Here is a 17,215-nt window from a genome sequence, read left to right as displayed (position 1 = left end):
CATCCACATAAAAGGAGTGGACATGAGCACAACACGACTGACCATGGCCCAGGCCCTGGTGAAATTCCTCGATAACCAATACGTCGAGGTCGATGGGGTTCAAAGCAAATTCGTCGCCGGGATCTTCACCATTTTCGGCCACGGCAATGTGCTCGGCCTCGGCCAGGCGCTGGAGCAGGACAGCGGTGACCTGATCGTCCATCAGGGCCGCAATGAACAGGGCATGGCCCACGCCGCCATCGGTTTTGCCAAACAGAATCTGCGGCGCAAGATCTACGCTTGCAGCTCATCGGTCGGCCCCGGTGCGGCAAACATGTTGACTGCTGCGGCGACGGCCACCGCCAACCGGATTCCCCTGCTGCTATTGCCGGGTGACGTCTACGCCAGTCGCCAACCGGACCCGGTGCTGCAACAGATCGAGCAGTTCCACGACCTGAGCATCAGCACCAACGATGCCTTCAAAGCGGTGAGCAAATACTGGGACCGCATCAACCGTCCCGAACAACTGATGAGCGCGGCGATCCACGCCATGCGCGTGCTCACCGATCCGGCGGAAACCGGCGCGGTGACGCTGGCCTTGCCGCAAGACGTGCAGGCCGAAGCCTATGATTACCCCGATTACTTCCTGCAAAAACGCGTGCACCGCATCGACCGTCGCCCGGCCACCGAAGCCATGCTCGGCGACGCTGTAGCGCTGCTCAAAGGCAAGCGCAAACCGCTGATCATCTGCGGCGGCGGGGTCAAATATTCGGGCGCGAATGCCGCGTTGCAGGCGTTTGCCGAGCGTTTCGACATCCCGTTCGCCGAGACTCAGGCCGGTAAAAGCGCGGTGGTTTCCAGTCATCCGCTGAACGTCGGCGGAATTGGCGAGACCGGTTGCCTGGCGGCGAACCTGCTGGCCAAGGAAGCCGATCTGATCATTGGCATCGGCACTCGCTACTCGGACTTCACCACGTCGTCGAAATGGCTGTTCCAGCATCCCGAGGTGAAGTTTCTCAACCTGAACATCAGCCCTTGCGATGCGCTGAAACTCGATGGTGTGCAGTTGCTGGCCGACGCCAGGTCCGGCTTGCAGGCATTGTCCGAAGCCTTGACCGATTACCGCTCCAGTTGGGGTGATCAACCACATCAGGCCAAGGCGCAACTGGATGAAGAGGTGGATCGGGTCTATCAGGTCGAATACCAGACCCAGGACTTCATCCCGGAAATCAACGACCACATGGACCCGGCGGTGCTGCGCGAATTTATCGAGCTGACCGGTTCCTGCCTGACCCAAAGCCGCGTGCTCGGCGTGTTGAACCAAACCCTGGCCGACGACGCGGTAATCGTCGCCGCTGCCGGCAGCCTGCCCGGCGACTTGCAGCGCAGCTGGCGCAGCAAGGGCGTGAACACCTATCACGTCGAGTACGGTTATTCGTGCATGGGCTACGAGGTCAATGCCGCGCTCGGGGTGAAACTCGCCGAACCGACGCGCGAAGTCTATGCGCTGGTGGGCGACGGCTCGTACATGATGCTGCATTCGGAGCTGGCCACCTCGATCCAGGAGCGGCGCAAGATCAACGTGATCCTGCTCGACAACATGACCTTCGGCTGCATCAACAACTTGCAGATGGAACACGGCATGGACAGCTTCGGCACCGAGTTCCGTTTCCGCAACCCTTCCACCTGCAAGCTCGATGGCGGCTTCGTCCCGGTGGACTTTGCCATGAGCGCGGCGGCTTATGGCTGCAAGACCTACAAGGTCAACACCGTCGAACAACTGCAAGCGGCCTTGGCCGATGCGCGGTTGCAGACGGTGTCGACGCTGATCGACATCAAGGTCCTGCCCAAGACCATGATCCACAAATACCTGTCCTGGTGGCGGGTGGGCGTGGCGCAGGTCTCCACCAGCGCACGTACCGATGCGGTAGCCAAAACCCTTAATGAACGACTGGCCAAGGCCCGTCAGTACTGATTGCTCTGCCATCTCAACAGGAAGGAGTCTTCGCATGTCTTTAAAGCTAGGCGTCATCGGCACCGGCGCCATCGGTCAGGATCACATCCGTCGTTGCAGCCAGACCCTGCTCAACAGCCAGGTGGTGGCGGTTACCGACATTAATCTGCAGCAGGCCGCCAAAGTGGTTGCCGACCTGAAGCTGACCGCCGAGGTGTACCCGGACGGCCACGCGCTGATCAAGGCGCCGGACGTCGAAGCGATTCTGGTCACCTCCTGGGGACCGAGCCACGAAGAGTTCGTGCTGGCGGCGATTGCGGCGGGTAAACCGGTGTTCTGCGAGAAGCCGCTGGCGGTCACCGCCGAGGGCTGCCGCAAGATCGTCGAGGCCGAAGTGGCCCACGGCAAACGTCTGGTGCAGGTCGGTTTCATGCGCCCGTACGACGAGGGCTATCGAGCACTCAAAGCGGTGATCGACAGTGGCCAGATCGGCGAGCCGCTGATGCTGCATTGCGCTCACCGCAACCCGACCGTGGGCGAAAACTACAAGACCGACATGGCGATCACCGACACGTTGATCCATGAACTGGATGTGCTGCGCTGGTTGCTCGATGACGATTACGTGTCGGTACAAGTGGTGTTTCCGCGCAAGACCAGCAAGGCCCACGCCCATCTGAAAGACCCGCAAATCGTCCTGCTGGAAACCGCCAAGGGCACGCGCATCGACGTCGAAGTCTTCGTTAACTGCCAGTACGGTTATGACATTCAGTGCGAAGTGGTTGGCGAGACCGGCATCGCCAAGCTGCCAGAGCCGTCGCAGGTGCAGATGCGCAGCGGGGCCAAGTTGTCCAACGCGATTTTGATGGACTGGAAAGACCGCTTCATCGCTGCTTACGACGTTGAGTTGCAGGCGTTCATCGACGGCGTGCGCGCCGGGCAGGTCGGTGGGCCGTCGGCCTGGGACGGTTTTGCCGCAGCGGTGGCGGCGGATGCCTGCATCGAAGCACAGCAGAGCGGGGTGATCGTCAACGTCGCACTGCCAGACCGCCCCCGTTTCTACGGCTAACCACCGCAACCTGATCGTTGCCGCCATGGACGCTCCGCGTCCGCTCCAGAATGTGACGCGGGGCGTCACGGGATGCATTCCCACGCAGAGCGTGGGAACGAGAGGAGAACAAAAAAATGCGCATCGCACTAGACCCCTACATGTACCGCACTCTGTCCCTGGGCAAGATGGTCGACAAGGTCGCCGAGCTTGGTTACGAGCACATCGAGCTTTCACCCCGGGAAGATTTCCTGCCGTTCTACAAGGCCCCGCGTGTCGACAAGGCGCGGATCAAGGAGTTTCGCAAAGCCCTGAGCGACACCGGGGTGAAGCTCTCGTCCTTGCTCCCGATGTACCACTGGGCCGCCGCCGATGAAGGCTTGCGGGTGGCGGCGGTGCGTAACTGGAAGCGCGCAATCCAGATTGCTGTCGAGATGGACTGTGAGCTGGTCAACACCGAGTTCACCGGTCAGTCGGACAACCCGCTGGTCTGCGAGAACCAGTTCATGCGTTCCATGGACGAGCTGATGCCCGAGTTTGAACGCGAAGGCATCAAGCTCGATATCCAGGCGCACCCGTATGATTTCTGCGAACGCAATAACGAGTCGGTCGACATCATTCGCGGCCTCGATCGCGACTGGATCAACTACCTCTACGCAGCGCCGCACACCTTCTTCTACGACGACGGCAAAGGCGACATCGCCTCGATGCTCAAGTACGCGGGCTCCAAACTCAGCCACTTGATCATCGCCGACACTTACAACCACAAGGCCTCCTCGGGGCTGCGCTACATCGTCAACCCGCCGGGCGTTACGGCCACGGTGCACCAGCATCTGGACATCGGTCAGGGCGAAGTCGACTGGGACGCGTTCTTCAGCACCCTGCGCGAGATCAAGTTCGACGGCATTGCCACGGTCTCGGTGTTCGCCTGGGAAGATCGCCCGGACGAATCCAACCGGATGATGCTCGAGCGCGTGACCCGCGAGTTGTGTCGATAAGCATTTTCGGGAACGCCTCCAGACATTGTGGCGAGGGAGCTTGCTCCCGCTCGGTCGCGTAGCGAACGTAAAACCTGCCAATGGGCTCTACCTGGAGGAACCGGTTGCAGGTTTCAGGACTGCTGCGCAGTCCAGCGGGAGCAAGCTCCCTCGCCACAGGATTGATGTCTGATCTTATTCCCCGTTTTGTTCAGCGCCAAAAGGAAAGCTTCATGCGAATCGGACTTGTCGGTTACGGCCACGGTGGCCGGTTTTTTCATGCGCCGTTGATCAGTAGCTTGCCAGCGGCGACTTTTGTCGGCGTGGTGACGCGTTCCCCCGAGCGTCGTCAGCTATTGGCGGCTGAATACCCCGGCGTCCCGGCCTTCGACAACATTGGCCAGTTGGTGGAAGTCGGGGTCGATGTGCTGGTGATTTCCACCACGCTGGAAGGGCGGGCGGCGCTGGTGCTCGAAGCGATTGAGTACGGGGTAGCGGTGGTCTGCGACAAACCCTTCGCTGCCGATGCACAGCAGGCCGAAGCGCTCGTAACCGCTGCCGAGCAGCGCAAGGTCCCACTCAGCGTCTATCAGAACCGGCGCTGGGATTCGGACTTTCTCACGGTACGCAAACTCATCGAATCCGGTGCGCTGGGCCAGGTCACGCGCTTTGAGTCCAGCGTAGAACGCTATTCGCCGCAGTCAGTGGGCAAGGGCAGCGGCGGTGGGTTCCTGCGCGATCTGGGCAGTCATCTGGTGGATCAGGCGTTGCAACTGTTCGGACCGGTAACACGGGTCTACGCCGAACTGGACTACCTCAATCAGGAGCAGTTATTCGACAACGGCTTTTTCCTTTCGCTGACCCATGCCAATGGCGTGACCTCGCACTTGAGCGGCAGTTGCCTGCAAAACAATCCTGGGCCACGTTTTCGGGTCAACGGCACGGCGGGTTGCTACAGCGTCGACGGTCTGGACGGACAAGAGGCCCTGGCGCTGGCCGGGCTGACGCCAACGTCCGAAGGTGATCGCTGGGGCGTTGAAGAGCATCGACGCTGGGGCTGGTTCGAGCACGGTGAAGAGCGCGAGCGGGTTCCGTCTGAGCGTGGTTGCTGGAATCAGTTCTATTTACAGCTGCAAACCGCGTTGCAAGGCGCTGGCCCATTGCCGGTCGAGGCCCGTGATGCACTGGCGACCACCCGCGTTCTAGACGCCGCACGGCTGAGTTTCGAACGCCATCAGGCGATTGAAATGAAGCCTGCATGCGGTCATGGAATAAAATTAGAATAAAATTCTAAAATGAGTTGATATGGAAATTAAATTCCAATAAAGTCATTTCCAGGTTGCCGACTATCAACGTCCCGATCGACCTCAAGCCAGCCTTGAGTGCGGGGAGGGCGAAACAAAAACAAGAAACAACGATAGGTGCCGTCGATGAAAACCTTCAGCTCTGCTCTGCACGTTTTACGTAACGCGTTCCTGCCTCGTGTTCAAACCTTTTCCCTTTCCGGTTGCCTTTGCGTTCAACGCAAGGGCGCCTTGGTGTGCTGCATTCCCGGCGCACCGATCGTTCGCTTGCCCACTCACTGAATTCGTCCCGCGCCTTATCCATAAAACCTACAAGAATGTGGAGAAAGACTTTTCATGAAGACCAAGATCCGTTTCGCCTCACTTACCCTGTCCCTGATGCTTGCCAGCGGTGCTGCACTCGCTGACCTGAGGATTGGCGTCAGCATGTCCCAGTTCGATGACACCTGGTTGACCTACTTGCGCGAATCCATGGACAAGCAAGCCAAGTCCATGCCCGATGGCGTCAAACTGCAGTTCGAAGACGCCCGCAGCGACGTGGTCAAGCAACTGAGCCAGGTCGAAAGTTTCATCAGCCAGAAAGTCGACGCCATCGTGGTGAATCCGGTGGATACCGCCGCGACCAGAAAAATCACCGAAGCGGCGGTCAAGGCCGGAATTCCTCTGGTCTACGTCAACCGTCGTCCGGATGACCTGAAACTGCCCAAAGGTGTGATTACCGTGGCCTCCAATGATCTGGAAGCCGGCCAGATGCAGATGCAGTACCTCGCCGAAAAAATGAAAGGCAAGGGTGACATCGTGATCCTGCTCGGCGACCTCGCCAACAACTCCACCACCAACCGCACCAAAGGCGTCAAAGAGGTGCTGGCCAAATACCCGGGCATCAAGATCGACCAAGAGCAGACCGGTACCTGGTCACGCGATAAAGGCATGACACTGGTCAACGACTGGCTGACCCAGGGCCGCAAATTCGACGCCATCGTCTCCAATAACGATGAGATGGCCATCGGCGCGGCCATGGCCTTGAAACAGGCCGGCGTGGAAAAGGGTAGTGTGTTGATCGCCGGTGTCGACGGTACTCCCGACGGCCTGCGCGCCGTGAAGAAAGGTGATCTGGCGGTCTCGGTGTTCCAGGACGCCAATGGCCAGGCTGTCGACTCCATCGACGCCGCCGTGAAGATGGCCAAGAACGAGCCGGTCGAGCAAGCCGTGTGGGTGCCGTATCGCCTGATCACCCCGGAAAACGTTGACCAGTTCAAATAGTCAGTCCGTTCAAAAACAACAATAAGCACGCAAGGTGGCATTGCCAACCTTGCTGATGGAGTACCTGATCATGTTCGCTTCAGCGACTGCTTCGAGCATCCCGTTGGTGGGTGTCCAGCCAAACGCCATACCTGTCGATGAGCCGTACCTGCTGGAGATCATCAACGTCAGCAAGGGTTTCCCCGGTGTGGTGGCGTTGTCCGATGTCCAGCTGCGGGTGCGTCCGGGTTCGGTGCTGGCCTTGATGGGTGAGAACGGCGCCGGCAAATCTACCCTGATGAAAATCATCGCCGGCATCTATCAGCCGGATGCCGGTGAGCTGCGTCTACGCGGTAAACCGGTGACCTTCGATACACCGCTGGCAGCCTTGCAGGCCGGGATCGCGATGATCCACCAGGAACTCAACCTGATGCCGCACATGAGCATCGCCGAGAACATCTGGATCGGTCGCGAGCAGCTCAACGGTTTCCACATGATCGACCACCGGGAAATGCACCGCTGCACGGCGCAATTGCTGGAGCGACTGCGGATCAACCTCGACCCGGAAGAACAGGTCGGCAACTTGAGCATCGCCGAGCGGCAGATGGTCGAAATCGCCAAAGCAGTGTCCTACGACTCGGACATCCTGATCATGGACGAACCGACCTCGGCGATTACCGACAAGGAGGTCGCCCACCTGTTCTCGATCATTGCCGACCTCAAGGCCCAGGGTAAGGGCATCATCTATATCACCCACAAGATGAACGAGGTTTTCAGCATCGCCGACGAAGTCGCGGTGTTCCGTGACGGCGCTTACATTGGCCTGCAACGGGCCGACAGCATGGACGGCGACAGCCTGATCTCGATGATGGTCGGGCGTGAACTGAGCCAGTTGTTCCCGGTGCGCGAGAAACCGATTGGCGATCTGTTGATGTCGGTGCGTGACCTGCGTCTGGACGGTGTCTTCAAGGGCGTGTCCTTCGACCTGCATGCTGGCGAGATCCTCGGCATCGCCGGGCTGATGGGCTCGGGCCGGACCAACGTCGCCGAAGCGATTTTCGGCATCACCCCCAGCGACGGCGGTGAAATTTGTCTCGATGGCCAGCCGGTACGTATCAGCGATCCGCACATGGCCATCGAGAAGGGCTTTGCGTTGCTGACCGAGGATCGCAAGCTCAGTGGCCTGTTCCCGTGCCTGTCGGTCCTGGAAAACATGGAAATGGCGGTGCTGCCGCATTACGCCGGCAACGGCTTTATCCAGCAGAAAGCCTTGCGCGCCCTGTGCGAAGACATGTGCAAGAAGCTGCGGGTGAAAACCCCGTCGCTGGAACAGTGCATCGATACCTTGTCCGGCGGCAACCAGCAAAAAGCCTTGCTCGCCCGTTGGCTGATGACCAACCCGCGCATCCTGATTCTCGACGAACCGACCCGCGGCATCGATGTCGGCGCCAAAGCCGAGATTTACCGACTGATCTCCTATCTCGCCAGCGAAGGCATGGCGGTGATCATGATTTCGTCGGAGCTGCCGGAGGTGCTCGGCATGAGCGACCGGGTGATGGTCATGCACGAGGGCGACCTGATGGGCACGCTCGACCGCAGCGAGGCGACCCAGGAGCGGGTCATGCAACTGGCCTCGGGCATGTCTGTACGCCATTGAGTCAAGGGTGAACGCCGTATCTGTGGCGAGGGAGCTTGCTCCCGCTGGGCTGCGGAGCGGCCCCAATGTCTCGGATCTACCGTAGATCTGGCGAGCGCTACGCACTCGAACGGGAGCAAGCTCCCTCGCCACAGGTCTGTATTCGATGCCGGATTTCATTTGAAGGGTGAGTGGTTATGAACGCGATACTGGAAAACAAGCCTGCAATGGCACCGGCCAAGAGTCGTCGGCGCTTACCGACCGAGCTGAGTATCTTTCTGGTGCTGATCGGCATTGGTTTGGTCTTTGAAATGTTCGGCTGGATCGTGCGCGACCAGAGCTTTTTGATGAACTCCCAGCGGTTGGTCCTGATGATCCTGCAAGTGTCGATTATCGGCTTGCTGGCGATTGGCGTGACCCAGGTGATCATCACCACCGGTATCGACCTGTCATCGGGTTCGGTGCTGGCCTTATCGGCGATGATCGCCGCCAGCCTGGCGCAGACCTCGGATTTCGCCCGGGCGGTGTTCCCGTCGCTGACCGACCTGCCGGTGTGGATTCCGGTGATTGCCGGGCTCGGGGTCGGGCTGTTGGCGGGGGCAATCAACGGCAGCATCATTGCCGTCACCGGGATTCCACCGTTCATTGCCACCTTGGGCATGATGGTCTCGGCCCGCGGCCTGGCGCGTTACTACACCGAAGGCCAGCCGGTGAGCATGCTCTCGGATTCCTACACGGCCATCGGCCACGGCGCGATGCCGGTGATCATCTTTCTGGTGGTGGCGGTGATCTTCCACATCGCCTTGCGCTACACCAAGTACGGTAAATACACCTACGCCATCGGCGGCAACATGCAGGCGGCGCGCACCTCCGGCATCAACGTCAAACGCCATCTGGTGATCGTCTACAGCATCGCCGGGTTGCTGGCGGGGCTGGCGGGCGTGGTGGCGTCGGCCCGTGCCGCAACCGGGCAGGCCGGGATGGGCATGTCGTATGAACTGGACGCGATTGCCGCAGCGGTGATCGGCGGTACCAGCCTGGCGGGTGGCGTGGGGCGCATTACCGGCACGGTGATCGGCGCGCTGATCCTCGGGGTGATGGCCAGCGGCTTCACCTTCGTCGGCGTCGACGCCTACATCCAGGACATCATCAAAGGCCTGATCATCGTGATCGCGGTGGTCATCGACCAATACCGCAACAAGCGCAAACTCAAGCGCTGAAAGTCCCCCTGAATCTCCCCCCGTAGGAGCAAAGCTTGCTCGCGATGAACGATAACGCGGTGTAACAGGTAAACCGCATCACGCCCATCGCGAGCAAGAGCTGGGCGCCCCCAGCGCCTACACAGCAGTCCCCCGATTCAATCTTCTTAAAAAACTCCTAATAACAATAAAGGTGAGCTTTGCCATGGGCGTAAGAAAATCAACCTTGTACCTTTCACCGTGCCTGCTGCTGGCAGCCATGGGCAGCGCAGGACACTGCCTGGCGGCGGATGCGTTTTCGGCCGATTCGAAATGGCTGACTGGCGATTGGGGCGGTCTGCGCACCGACTGGCTGGAAAAGGGCTACGACATTCAGCTGGAGCACGGCGGTGAATTTGCCAGCAACCTCAAGGGTGGCTACAACGACGACAAGACCGCACGCTGGACCGAGCAGTTCGTGTTTGGGCTCAAGGTCGATCTGCAAAAGGCCATGGGCCTTGAGCACGCGACCTTCAAAATGGCGATCACCGAGCGCGACGGTCGGAGCCTGACCAACGACCGGATTGCCGACCCGCGCGTGGGTGGTTACAACTCCTCCCAGGAAGTCTACGGTCGTGGCCAGACCTGGCGCCTGACCCAGTTGTGGCTGAGCAAGGGCTTTCTCGACGACGGCGCGCTGGACATCAAGGTCGGTCGCTTTGGTCCTGGCGAAGACTTCAACAGCTTCCCTTGCGACTTCCAGAGCTTGACCTTCTGCGGTTCCCAGGTCGGCAACTGGGCTGGCAGCATCTGGTACAACTGGCCGGTCAGTCAGTTGGCTGGGCGGGTCAAGTACAGCCTCAATCCTGAAGTATTCGTGCAGGTCGGTGCCTACAACCAGAACCCCTCGAACCTGGAAGTCGGCAACGGCTTCAAGCTTGATGGCAGCGGCACCAAGGGCACGATATTCCCGGTAGAGCTGGTCTGGTCGCCGAAAGTCCAGGGACTGCCGGGCGAATACCGGGTCGGCTACTACTACAGCACCGCGAATGCCGACGATGTGCTCAAGGACGTCAACGGCCAGCCGCAACCACTGACTGGCAACGCGTTCAAGTCTCACAGCAGCAAGTCCGGTTACTGGCTGGTGACCCAGCAGCAGATCACCAGCCATAACGGCGATGCCAGCCGAGGTTTGTCGCTGTTCGCCAACCTGACGCTGCATGACAAGGACACCAACCAGGTCGACAACTTCATGCAGGCGGGGATGGTGTACACCGGACCATTCGATTCACGGCCCAAGGATGCGATCGGCTTTGGTGTCGCCCGGGTTCACACCAACAGCGACTACCGCGAGCGCGCGCAATTGCAGAATCAGGTCAACGGTGCGACCGATTACAACGACCCGGCGAGTATCCCGCTGCAGCACAGCGAATACAGTTCCGAGCTGTATTACGGTTTCCATGTCACCAATTGGTTGACCGTGCGACCGAACCTGCAATACGTGCGTTACCCCGGTGGTGTGCGTGAAGTCGATTCGGCGGTGATCGGCGGGATAAAGGTCGAAACCGTGTTCTAAAGGCACTTTTCGCGGTGAATTACGCCACGCAGGCAAGCGTGGCGTAGCCGTTTGTCTTCTATATACAGCCGCTCGATTGAATTTCTTGCTATAAACGCACTCCGATAACCGCCTCAAAGCTTGCCAGAGAGCAATTTAAGGGCTGTATCGGACAAATTCCCTGTCTTTTCAGTTGCTGAGGTTGCAAGTCGGCCTTAGACTGCCGCCCCTCGTAAATTGAGTGCCGGGTGGCGCTTGGAATGTACGGCGCCTTTCCGAGGCCTTGCGGGTCGACCGGAAAGCTCCCTGATTCGCCTTAATGCACGTATTTTTTATAGAGAAATCAATGACAAAGGAAAAGTTGCTGGCCATGCCGGCGGATGACTACATGAATGCCGAGCAACAGGCTTTTTTCACCGAGCTGCTGCAAGCCATGAAAGTGGAAACCCACGAGCGCATCGAACAGAACCGCATCGCCATTGAGAGCCTGGATACCCCGGCTGACCCGGCTGACGCGGCTTCGGTCGAAGAAGAGCGCACCTGGCTGGTCAACGCCATTGATCGCGATCAGCGCATGCTGCCTCAGCTGGAACGAGCGCTGGAACGTATCGGCGACGACACTTTTGGCTGGTGCGACGACAGCGGCGAGCCAATCGGCCTGAAACGCTTGCTGATCAGCCCGACCACCAAGTACTGCATCGAAGCTCAAGAGCGTCACGAGCAAATCGACAAGCACCAGCGTCAGGCCTGATTCAGTAGCGCCCATTCGCGGGCAAGCCCGTTCCCACAGGTCACACTTCACCTGAGGGAGCGGGTTTGCCCGCGAAGCTTTTTGCCGCCCGGAAAATATCCCCGCACTTCTATTGATCTGCTGCAAGCACCGCGACTAATGGACCATAGATAATGGCCTTCTAGTGGCGCTTAATGCTGACACAACAAATAGAAAACGCAGTGGGGTAACGAACATGGCAGGCGACGGATCTTTGGCTGGCGCAGCGGCGCAATCACGGGTTTCACCCAAGACGGATGCGCGCTGGTTGATGCCTGCGCTGCAAAGCGCCGCCTTGATGCTGTTGCTGTGCGCCTTGGCACTCGGCGGCTGGCCGCTTTACCTCTGTTTACCGGTGGCGGTGCTGATTATCTGGCTGCCCCGCCTGCGTTCGCGGGCAATCGTCGACGTTCCCGTCGCCGACGCGTCCAGTGCGATCACCGAACTGACCCGCGATCTGTCCTATTCCACCAGTCATAACGCGTTGTCTGCCGCTGGCGTGGCCTATTCGGTCAAGCAACTGGCCGGCAAACTGCAGTCGCAACTCGATGCTGCCGCGCAAATCGTCAGCAGTGCCGAAGTCATGATCGGGACTGAGAAGGCGACCTCACAACTCAGCCAGCAAGCCTTGAGCGCCGCCAGCGAAGCCCACCAGAGCAGTGTCCTGGGGAGCACCGTGCTGGCCGAATCCATCACGCGGATGCACCAGCTCAGTGTGCGCGCCAACGACAGTCGCGAGCTGATCGAAGCCCTGAGTGTGCGCAGTGAAGACATCCAGCGAGTGACGCTGGTGATTCAGACGATCGCCAGCCAGACCAATCTACTGGCGCTGAACGCGGCGATTGAAGCGGCGCGGGCCGGAGAGCATGGCCGTGGCTTTGCAGTGGTTGCCGATGAAGTTCGCGGGCTGGCCGGGCGCACTGCAACCGCTACGGGAGAGGTCGGGTTGATGGTGGCCGACATCCAGCAGCGCACAGCGCAGGTGGTCGAGCAGATCCGTCAGTTGTCCAGCGATCTGAACAGCGGTGTCGAGCAAGTCGAGCACACCGGGCAACAATTGCAAAACATTGCCCGACTGGCCGCCGGGGTTGAAGCCCAGGTCGGTGAGATCGCCAGTGGTTCCAGTAACAATCACCAACAACTGGACAGTCTGTTTCATGCCGTCGAACAGATGCGCAGCGATCTGGCAGTCAGTGATCAGCAAACCCGGCACCTGGCGCAAGCGGCGGTGCAAATGGAGGGGCAGGCCGAGACCATCAGCGAACGCCTCGCCGAGGTCGGACTGGACGACTACCACCAACGGATCTATGACCTGGCACGCGAAGGTGCCAGTCAGATCGCTGAGCGTTTCGCGCAGGACATCGACCAGGGGCGCATCAGTCTGGAGGACCTGTTCGACCGCAACTATCAGGCAATTCCCAACACGGCGCCGACCAAGTTCCAGACCCGTTTTGATCGCTACGCCGATCAGGTGCTGCCGGGGATACAGGAACCCTTGCTCAAGCGTCATGAAGGTCTGGTGTTTGCGATCGCCTGCACCCAGCAAGGCTACGTACCGACACACAATGCGATCTTCAGTCAGCCGCTGACCGGCGACGTAGATGTCGACGCGTTGCAGAACCGCACCAAACGCAAATTCAGTGACCGTACCGGTATTCGCTGTGGCAGCCATCAACAGCCTGTATTACTTCAGACCTATACTCGTGATACGGGCGAATTGATGCATGACTTGTCGGTTCCGATCATGCTCAAAGGGCGGCATTGGGGTGGACTGCGGTTGGGTTACAAACCTGAAAGCCCACGGTAAGGCTGGTCCCGGGGACATGTGATTGTTACCGGTTATGCAAGGAAATTGTGCAGGCAGGCGGCTATTTCCAGGGAGCGGGACTCATTAACATTTCTACATTGTTAGGAAGCTAATGAAAAATTCCGAGGTGCTCTCATGCAAAGCAAAGTCGATGTGGCGGTGATGATTGGCAGTGGCGTGCCTGCCGGATTGCGGGCAGCGGGGCAAAGCGTGTGCTGGGTCGTCTTGCTCAATGGCGAGCAACGTGGCACTGCATTCTCAAGCCGTAATGAGGCCGAGGAATGTAAAGCTGCCTGGTTGGCGCAACTGAACGCCGAAAAGCCCGACAGCCTGCATTAAATCGTTTTCGCTAATGAGTCTGCTCAAGTCGCGACCTGTCGATCAGGCTTTCAGTGCGCCTCCATCAACAGCAAGCTTCAACGCTTTGGCAGATTCCATGGCCGCGGCTGCAGCGACGTCCGTGGTTTTGAACCAACGGTCTTTCTCGACCTGGTGGTAAGTCACGGTGGTCAGCGGCGGCTTGGCGCGCATTACAATGACAGCCTGGAATTCGCCGTCGACTTCTCTGGCTTCGCCCCAAATAAAAAATTCGCCGATATCAAATTCCGTCACGTACGCCTTCCCTTGGAAATTATTCTGTTGTTTTCAACGCAGCCCGCCGAAGGGGCTGAGTTTCAATGGTCGGGCAGTATGGCAGTTGTTGCTTGCTGGCGGCGCAGTTAAGTCATCGGTGTGACGAAACGACAGTGCAGGCAAACACCATCCGGGGTGTCAGAAGCGGGTTTCGAGGTTTCTGGCGAGGGCGCAGGCTTCGTTGTGGTCACCACGGAAGCCTCTTACACGACCCGTTGCGGTTTCTTTGATATGGAAAAAGCGCTTACCTGCCAGAACCACCTGATAACGCAGGTGAGGGCTATAGGTCGGGGTGTTTGTGTGCTGGGCGGGGAGGGTCAGCGTGCTCATATGAATTCCTTTTCTATGGTTTGCCGACGGATACACGTCGCTTTAGGTAGTCTAGGGGCGCATGGCTGCTCTAGAATCGCCTCCACGGGTTGGAGGTTCATGCTTATCTAAAGCAATTTTTTTCTGGCGATATGTCAGAAAAGTGCTTTTTTTAAGGAGTTTTCTCCCTAAAGTAGATAGTCCAGTATTCTCTGGCCGTTAGAAGGGCGATTTCCTTCAGCATCTGACGACCGCCAGGGAAGACGGGAGGATGGGCACTCCAGTAGTCTTTTCCTACCCTGCGATGAAGGAGCTTTCTGCTCGCTTCACGATTTCAGCTTGGGTCATTGTTGCGACATTTTCGGTATGACCGTTTTTCTGCTGCCTGTTTTTTCTGCAGGTAGCGTCATTTTCAGATGTGGGGATGTTTCCTTGGCAGTAAGTAATCTCGATATGCATGCTTTGTTTGTGCTGGGTGATCTGCGCGCAAAGCTGGTCAAACAGTTTCAATCACGTTTCGTTTACATCACCGAGCAGACCCCTGAAGGTATTTACGTCGCCGAGATCGACACCGAGTCGGCGCTGGTGGTGGACGACAAGCCTCGCCTGGAACTCAAGGTCGGCGATCATTTCCGCGCAGCGGTATTGCCGAGTCGCGAAGGTGGGAAATTCGAAATCAAGTTTCGCGAGATCAAACTGACGGTCTACGGCCTCGGTGATTACGCATTTGTGACCACGGCAGACGGCCACGCCATTCTGTTCAAGGAAGGCCATAGCGTAGTGACGGTGTTTGCCGCTCACCAACAGCTACAGGAAGGCCTGACCAAAACCTTGAAAGCGGTAACCGGCAAAGCTGCCAAGTGGCGCAAGGGCGAGCTTATAACGTTCAAGGCCAGCGAATAAATGAGCCTGTCCCGGGCCGACTTCCATGAGCAAAACCTCGACAGTGCTCGTGCACAAGCCCAGCGCCTGTTCGCTCAGAGGGCTGTTCTGCAGGGCGCCTGGCTAAGCTGGGTGGCATCGCAGATCTACACCTTGCGTCCGGCGGAGTACGCCAGCATGGTGCGAAGGGAGTTGCAGCACTTGCAGGACTCTTCTGAAAGTTGATCGTTGGACCTCGAACGCACAAACCTCTACTACAGTCAGTTGACTGAGTATTCGCAGGTGCGCGGCCTTTGTGCGCAAAGCCGTCCTGCCATGGCTGTGAACAGCACGAGGTGCAACGCATGAAAGGGTTTCGACTGCTACTGGGAAGTCTGCTAGCCACTGTTGGTCTGTTGGTGTCGCCCGTGACCGTAATGGCCGCCCCGGCGCCGATCCACTTCGCCGACCTGAACTGGGAAAGCGGCAGTCTGATCACCGACATTTTGCGGATCATTGTCGAGAAGGGTTACGGCCTGCCGACCGATACCTTGCCGGGCACCACCATCACCCTGGAAACCGCGCTGGCCAACAATGACATTCAGGTCATTGGCGAAGAGTGGGCCGGTCGCAGTCCGGTCTGGGTCAAGGCCGAGGCTGAAGGCAAGGTGGCGAGTATCGGCGATACGGTCAAAGGCGCAACCGAAGGCTGGTGGGTGCCGGAATACGTGATAAAGGGCGATCCGGCCAAAGGCATCAAGCCATTGGCGCCGGACTTGCGCAGCGTGTCGGACTTGCCGCGCTACAAGGATGTCTTCAGCGATCCGGAAAGCCCCGGCAAGGGACGTTTTCTCAATAGCCCGATCGGCTGGACCTCGGAAGTGGTCAACAAGCAGAAGCTCAAGGCCTATGGCCTGACGGACAGCTATGTGAATTTTCGCAGCGGTTCCGGCGCGGCGCTGGACGCAGAGATCACCTCGTCCATTCGCCGTGGCAAGCCGGTGCTGTTTTATTACTGGTCGCCAACCCCGTTGCTCGGGCGCTTCAAGTTGATTCAGCTGGAAGAGCCGCCGTTCGATGCCGAGGCCTGGAAAACCCTGACCGATGCCGATAACCCCAATCCAAAACCAACACGCTCGCTGCCCTCGAAACTGTCGATTGGGGTGTCTGCACCTTTCCAGAAACAGTATCCGCAGGTGACTGAGTTTTTCAGCAAGGTTGATCTGCCGATCGGGCCGTTGAACAAAGCCCTGGCCGAAATAAGCGAGAAGCACACCGCGCCGCGCCAGGCAGCCGAAGCCTTCATGAAGGCGCACCCGGATGTCTGGCGGGCGTGGCTGCCCAAGGATGTCGCAGACAAGGTCTCTGCAAGTCTGTAGGGTACCCGGTCGATCAATGAACGGTCAGAGCTCAGGCGAATTTTATGCGACGTGACTGCAACATTGTCGTGGAACAACGCACTGACAAAAAGTCTGGTCTAGGCTGTTTCTTCTGCCATCGATTCCCGGAACCCTGCTCATGACGTTTGTGCTTGCTCAATGGATCGTCGCCGCGTTTGTGCTGATCAGCCTGATTCATTTGTACTGGGCGCTCGGCGGTCGTTGGGCCATTGACGCCGTTGTGCCGCAGGTACAAGGCGGCGCAGAGGAGGGGCTGCGGCCGGCTTTCAGACCTTCTGCACTGGGAACCCTGGCGGTGGCTGTCGGGTTGTTGCTGATTGCCCTGATGGTGTGCCTGAGAGTTGGCCTGTTTGTGCCGGCAGTCGGGCACTGGTCGATGCAATGGCTGATCAGTGCAGTTGCCTTGCTGATGTTTGCCCGCGCGATTGGTGATTCGAATCTTGTCGGCTTTTTCAAGGAACAGGCCGGGTCGAAGTTCGCGCGCCTCGACACCTGGGCCTATTCACCGCTGTGTGTGGTGTTGGGGGCGGGGTTGTTGGCCGTTGCGTGGGGGTGAGTTCTAATCT

At 58.8% G+C, this 17,215-nt stretch carries 17 protein-coding genes; 15 read left to right on the top strand and 2 right to left on the bottom strand.

Annotated features, from left to right (window positions below):
• The first annotated feature begins 22 nt into the window (after window positions 1-22).
• The 11 genes from iolD (at window position 23) to AC1RJ3_RS09255 (ending at window position 13,785) form a co-directional block, all read left to right on the top strand.
• On the top strand, window positions 23-1,954 hold the full coding sequence (iolD, locus tag AC1RJ3_RS09305; protein ID WP_347929625.1) for a 3D-(3,5/4)-trihydroxycyclohexane-1,2-dione acylhydrolase (decyclizing): 1,932 nt from the start codon (window positions 23-25) through the stop codon (window positions 1,952-1,954).
• Window positions 1,955-1,988: 34 nt separating this feature from the next.
• Window positions 1,989-2,999, top strand: coding sequence for a bifunctional inositol 2-dehydrogenase/D-chiro-inositol 1-dehydrogenase (gene iolG / locus AC1RJ3_RS09300; RefSeq protein WP_493078550.1), 1,011 nt, complete (start codon window positions 1,989-1,991; stop codon window positions 2,997-2,999).
• 116 nt (window positions 3,000-3,115) lie between these two features.
• On the top strand, window positions 3,116-3,976 hold the full coding sequence (locus AC1RJ3_RS09295; protein ID WP_347929626.1) for a sugar phosphate isomerase/epimerase family protein: 861 nt from the start codon (window positions 3,116-3,118) through the stop codon (window positions 3,974-3,976).
• 212 nt (window positions 3,977-4,188) lie between these two features.
• Complete coding sequence (locus AC1RJ3_RS09290) at window positions 4,189-5,241, top strand: Gfo/Idh/MocA family protein (protein ID WP_493078547.1); 1,053 nt, start codon at window positions 4,189-4,191, stop codon at window positions 5,239-5,241.
• 354 nt (window positions 5,242-5,595) lie between these two features.
• On the top strand, window positions 5,596-6,522 hold the full coding sequence (locus tag AC1RJ3_RS09285) for a sugar ABC transporter substrate-binding protein (RefSeq protein ID WP_347929628.1): 927 nt from the start codon (window positions 5,596-5,598) through the stop codon (window positions 6,520-6,522).
• A 70-nt stretch (window positions 6,523-6,592) separates the two neighbouring features.
• Window positions 6,593-8,158, top strand: a complete 1,566-nt coding sequence (locus tag AC1RJ3_RS09280) for a sugar ABC transporter ATP-binding protein (RefSeq protein ID WP_054598296.1) — start codon at window positions 6,593-6,595, stop codon at window positions 8,156-8,158.
• 176 nt (window positions 8,159-8,334) lie between these two features.
• Window positions 8,335-9,357 carry an ABC transporter permease gene (locus AC1RJ3_RS09275; RefSeq protein WP_054596742.1) on the top strand — a complete coding sequence of 341 codons (1,023 nt, stop codon included), beginning with the start codon at window positions 8,335-8,337 and terminating at the stop codon, window positions 9,355-9,357.
• Between the two features lie 184 nt (window positions 9,358-9,541).
• Window positions 9,542-10,891, top strand: a complete 1,350-nt coding sequence (locus tag AC1RJ3_RS09270) for a carbohydrate porin (protein WP_493078544.1) — start codon at window positions 9,542-9,544, stop codon at window positions 10,889-10,891.
• Between the two features lie 325 nt (window positions 10,892-11,216).
• A complete protein-coding gene (locus AC1RJ3_RS09265) occupies window positions 11,217-11,621 on the top strand; it encodes a TraR/DksA family transcriptional regulator (protein WP_019691009.1) in 405 nt (134 codons plus the stop codon).
• Window positions 11,622-11,835: 214 nt separating this feature from the next.
• Window positions 11,836-13,446: a methyl-accepting chemotaxis protein gene (locus AC1RJ3_RS09260; protein WP_493078542.1), complete on the top strand. Its 1,611-nt coding sequence runs from the start codon at window positions 11,836-11,838 to the stop codon at window positions 13,444-13,446.
• Between the two features lie 135 nt (window positions 13,447-13,581).
• On the top strand, window positions 13,582-13,785 hold the full coding sequence (locus tag AC1RJ3_RS09255) for a hypothetical protein (protein ID WP_054596745.1): 204 nt from the start codon (window positions 13,582-13,584) through the stop codon (window positions 13,783-13,785).
• Between the two features lie 42 nt (window positions 13,786-13,827).
• Here AC1RJ3_RS09255 and AC1RJ3_RS09250 read toward each other — a convergent pair whose 3' ends face one another.
• Window positions 13,828-14,058 (bottom strand): hypothetical protein, encoded by a 231-nt coding sequence (locus AC1RJ3_RS09250; protein WP_054596746.1) that lies wholly within the window; start codon window positions 14,056-14,058, stop codon window positions 13,828-13,830.
• A 159-nt stretch (window positions 14,059-14,217) separates the two neighbouring features.
• Entirely contained in the window at window positions 14,218-14,409 is a 192-nt protein-coding gene (locus tag AC1RJ3_RS09245; protein ID WP_054596747.1) for a hypothetical protein, read from the bottom strand.
• Between the two features lie 411 nt (window positions 14,410-14,820).
• Here AC1RJ3_RS09245 and AC1RJ3_RS09240 point away from each other — a divergent pair, with 411 nt between their 5' ends.
• The 4 genes from AC1RJ3_RS09240 (at window position 14,821) to AC1RJ3_RS09225 (ending at window position 17,205) form a co-directional block, all read left to right on the top strand.
• Window positions 14,821-15,291, top strand: a complete 471-nt coding sequence (locus AC1RJ3_RS09240; RefSeq protein WP_371917629.1) for a hypothetical protein — start codon at window positions 14,821-14,823, stop codon at window positions 15,289-15,291.
• Entirely contained in the window at window positions 15,292-15,495 is a 204-nt protein-coding gene (locus AC1RJ3_RS09235) for a hypothetical protein (protein ID WP_054596749.1), read from the top strand.
• Window positions 15,496-15,614: 119 nt separating this feature from the next.
• Window positions 15,615-16,628, top strand: a complete 1,014-nt coding sequence (locus AC1RJ3_RS09230) for an ABC transporter substrate-binding protein (protein WP_493078538.1) — start codon at window positions 15,615-15,617, stop codon at window positions 16,626-16,628.
• A 139-nt stretch (window positions 16,629-16,767) separates the two neighbouring features.
• Entirely contained in the window at window positions 16,768-17,205 is a 438-nt protein-coding gene (locus AC1RJ3_RS09225) for a DUF3995 domain-containing protein (RefSeq protein WP_103315189.1), read from the top strand.
• Window positions 17,206-17,215: the final 10 nt, after the last annotated feature.

This window comes from Pseudomonas sp. GW822-FHT04C11 (assembly GCF_058800905.1).
Note: the sequence above shows the minus strand (reverse complement) of the source record. Positions and strands in the feature narration are given on the sequence as shown.

What these genes read in the sequence shown, in the direction of transcription:
- AC1RJ3_RS09245 (WP_054596747.1), bottom strand. Translation starts at nt 14,409, where the DNA reads ATGAGCACGCTGACCCTCCCCGCCCAGCACACAAACACCCCGACCTAT.
- AC1RJ3_RS09225 (WP_103315189.1), top strand. Translation starts at nt 16,768, where the DNA reads ATGACGTTTGTGCTTGCTCAATGGATCGTCGCCGCGTTTGTGCTGATC.
- AC1RJ3_RS09270 (WP_493078544.1), top strand. Translation starts at nt 9,542, where the DNA reads ATGGGCGTAAGAAAATCAACCTTGTACCTTTCACCGTGCCTGCTGCTG.
- AC1RJ3_RS09260 (WP_493078542.1), top strand. Translation starts at nt 11,836, where the DNA reads ATGGCAGGCGACGGATCTTTGGCTGGCGCAGCGGCGCAATCACGGGTT.
- AC1RJ3_RS09295 (WP_347929626.1), top strand. Translation starts at nt 3,116, where the DNA reads ATGCGCATCGCACTAGACCCCTACATGTACCGCACTCTGTCCCTGGGC.
- iolG (WP_493078550.1), top strand. Translation starts at nt 1,989, where the DNA reads ATGTCTTTAAAGCTAGGCGTCATCGGCACCGGCGCCATCGGTCAGGAT.
- AC1RJ3_RS09290 (WP_493078547.1), top strand. Translation starts at nt 4,189, where the DNA reads ATGCGAATCGGACTTGTCGGTTACGGCCACGGTGGCCGGTTTTTTCAT.
- AC1RJ3_RS09280 (WP_054598296.1), top strand. Translation starts at nt 6,593, where the DNA reads ATGTTCGCTTCAGCGACTGCTTCGAGCATCCCGTTGGTGGGTGTCCAG.
- iolD (WP_347929625.1), top strand. Translation starts at nt 23, where the DNA reads ATGAGCACAACACGACTGACCATGGCCCAGGCCCTGGTGAAATTCCTC.
- AC1RJ3_RS09285 (WP_347929628.1), top strand. Translation starts at nt 5,596, where the DNA reads ATGAAGACCAAGATCCGTTTCGCCTCACTTACCCTGTCCCTGATGCTT.
- AC1RJ3_RS09230 (WP_493078538.1), top strand. Translation starts at nt 15,615, where the DNA reads ATGAAAGGGTTTCGACTGCTACTGGGAAGTCTGCTAGCCACTGTTGGT.
- AC1RJ3_RS09265 (WP_019691009.1), top strand. Translation starts at nt 11,217, where the DNA reads ATGACAAAGGAAAAGTTGCTGGCCATGCCGGCGGATGACTACATGAAT.
- AC1RJ3_RS09235 (WP_054596749.1), top strand. Translation starts at nt 15,292, where the DNA reads ATGAGCCTGTCCCGGGCCGACTTCCATGAGCAAAACCTCGACAGTGCT.
- AC1RJ3_RS09255 (WP_054596745.1), top strand. Translation starts at nt 13,582, where the DNA reads ATGCAAAGCAAAGTCGATGTGGCGGTGATGATTGGCAGTGGCGTGCCT.
- AC1RJ3_RS09275 (WP_054596742.1), top strand. Translation starts at nt 8,335, where the DNA reads ATGAACGCGATACTGGAAAACAAGCCTGCAATGGCACCGGCCAAGAGT.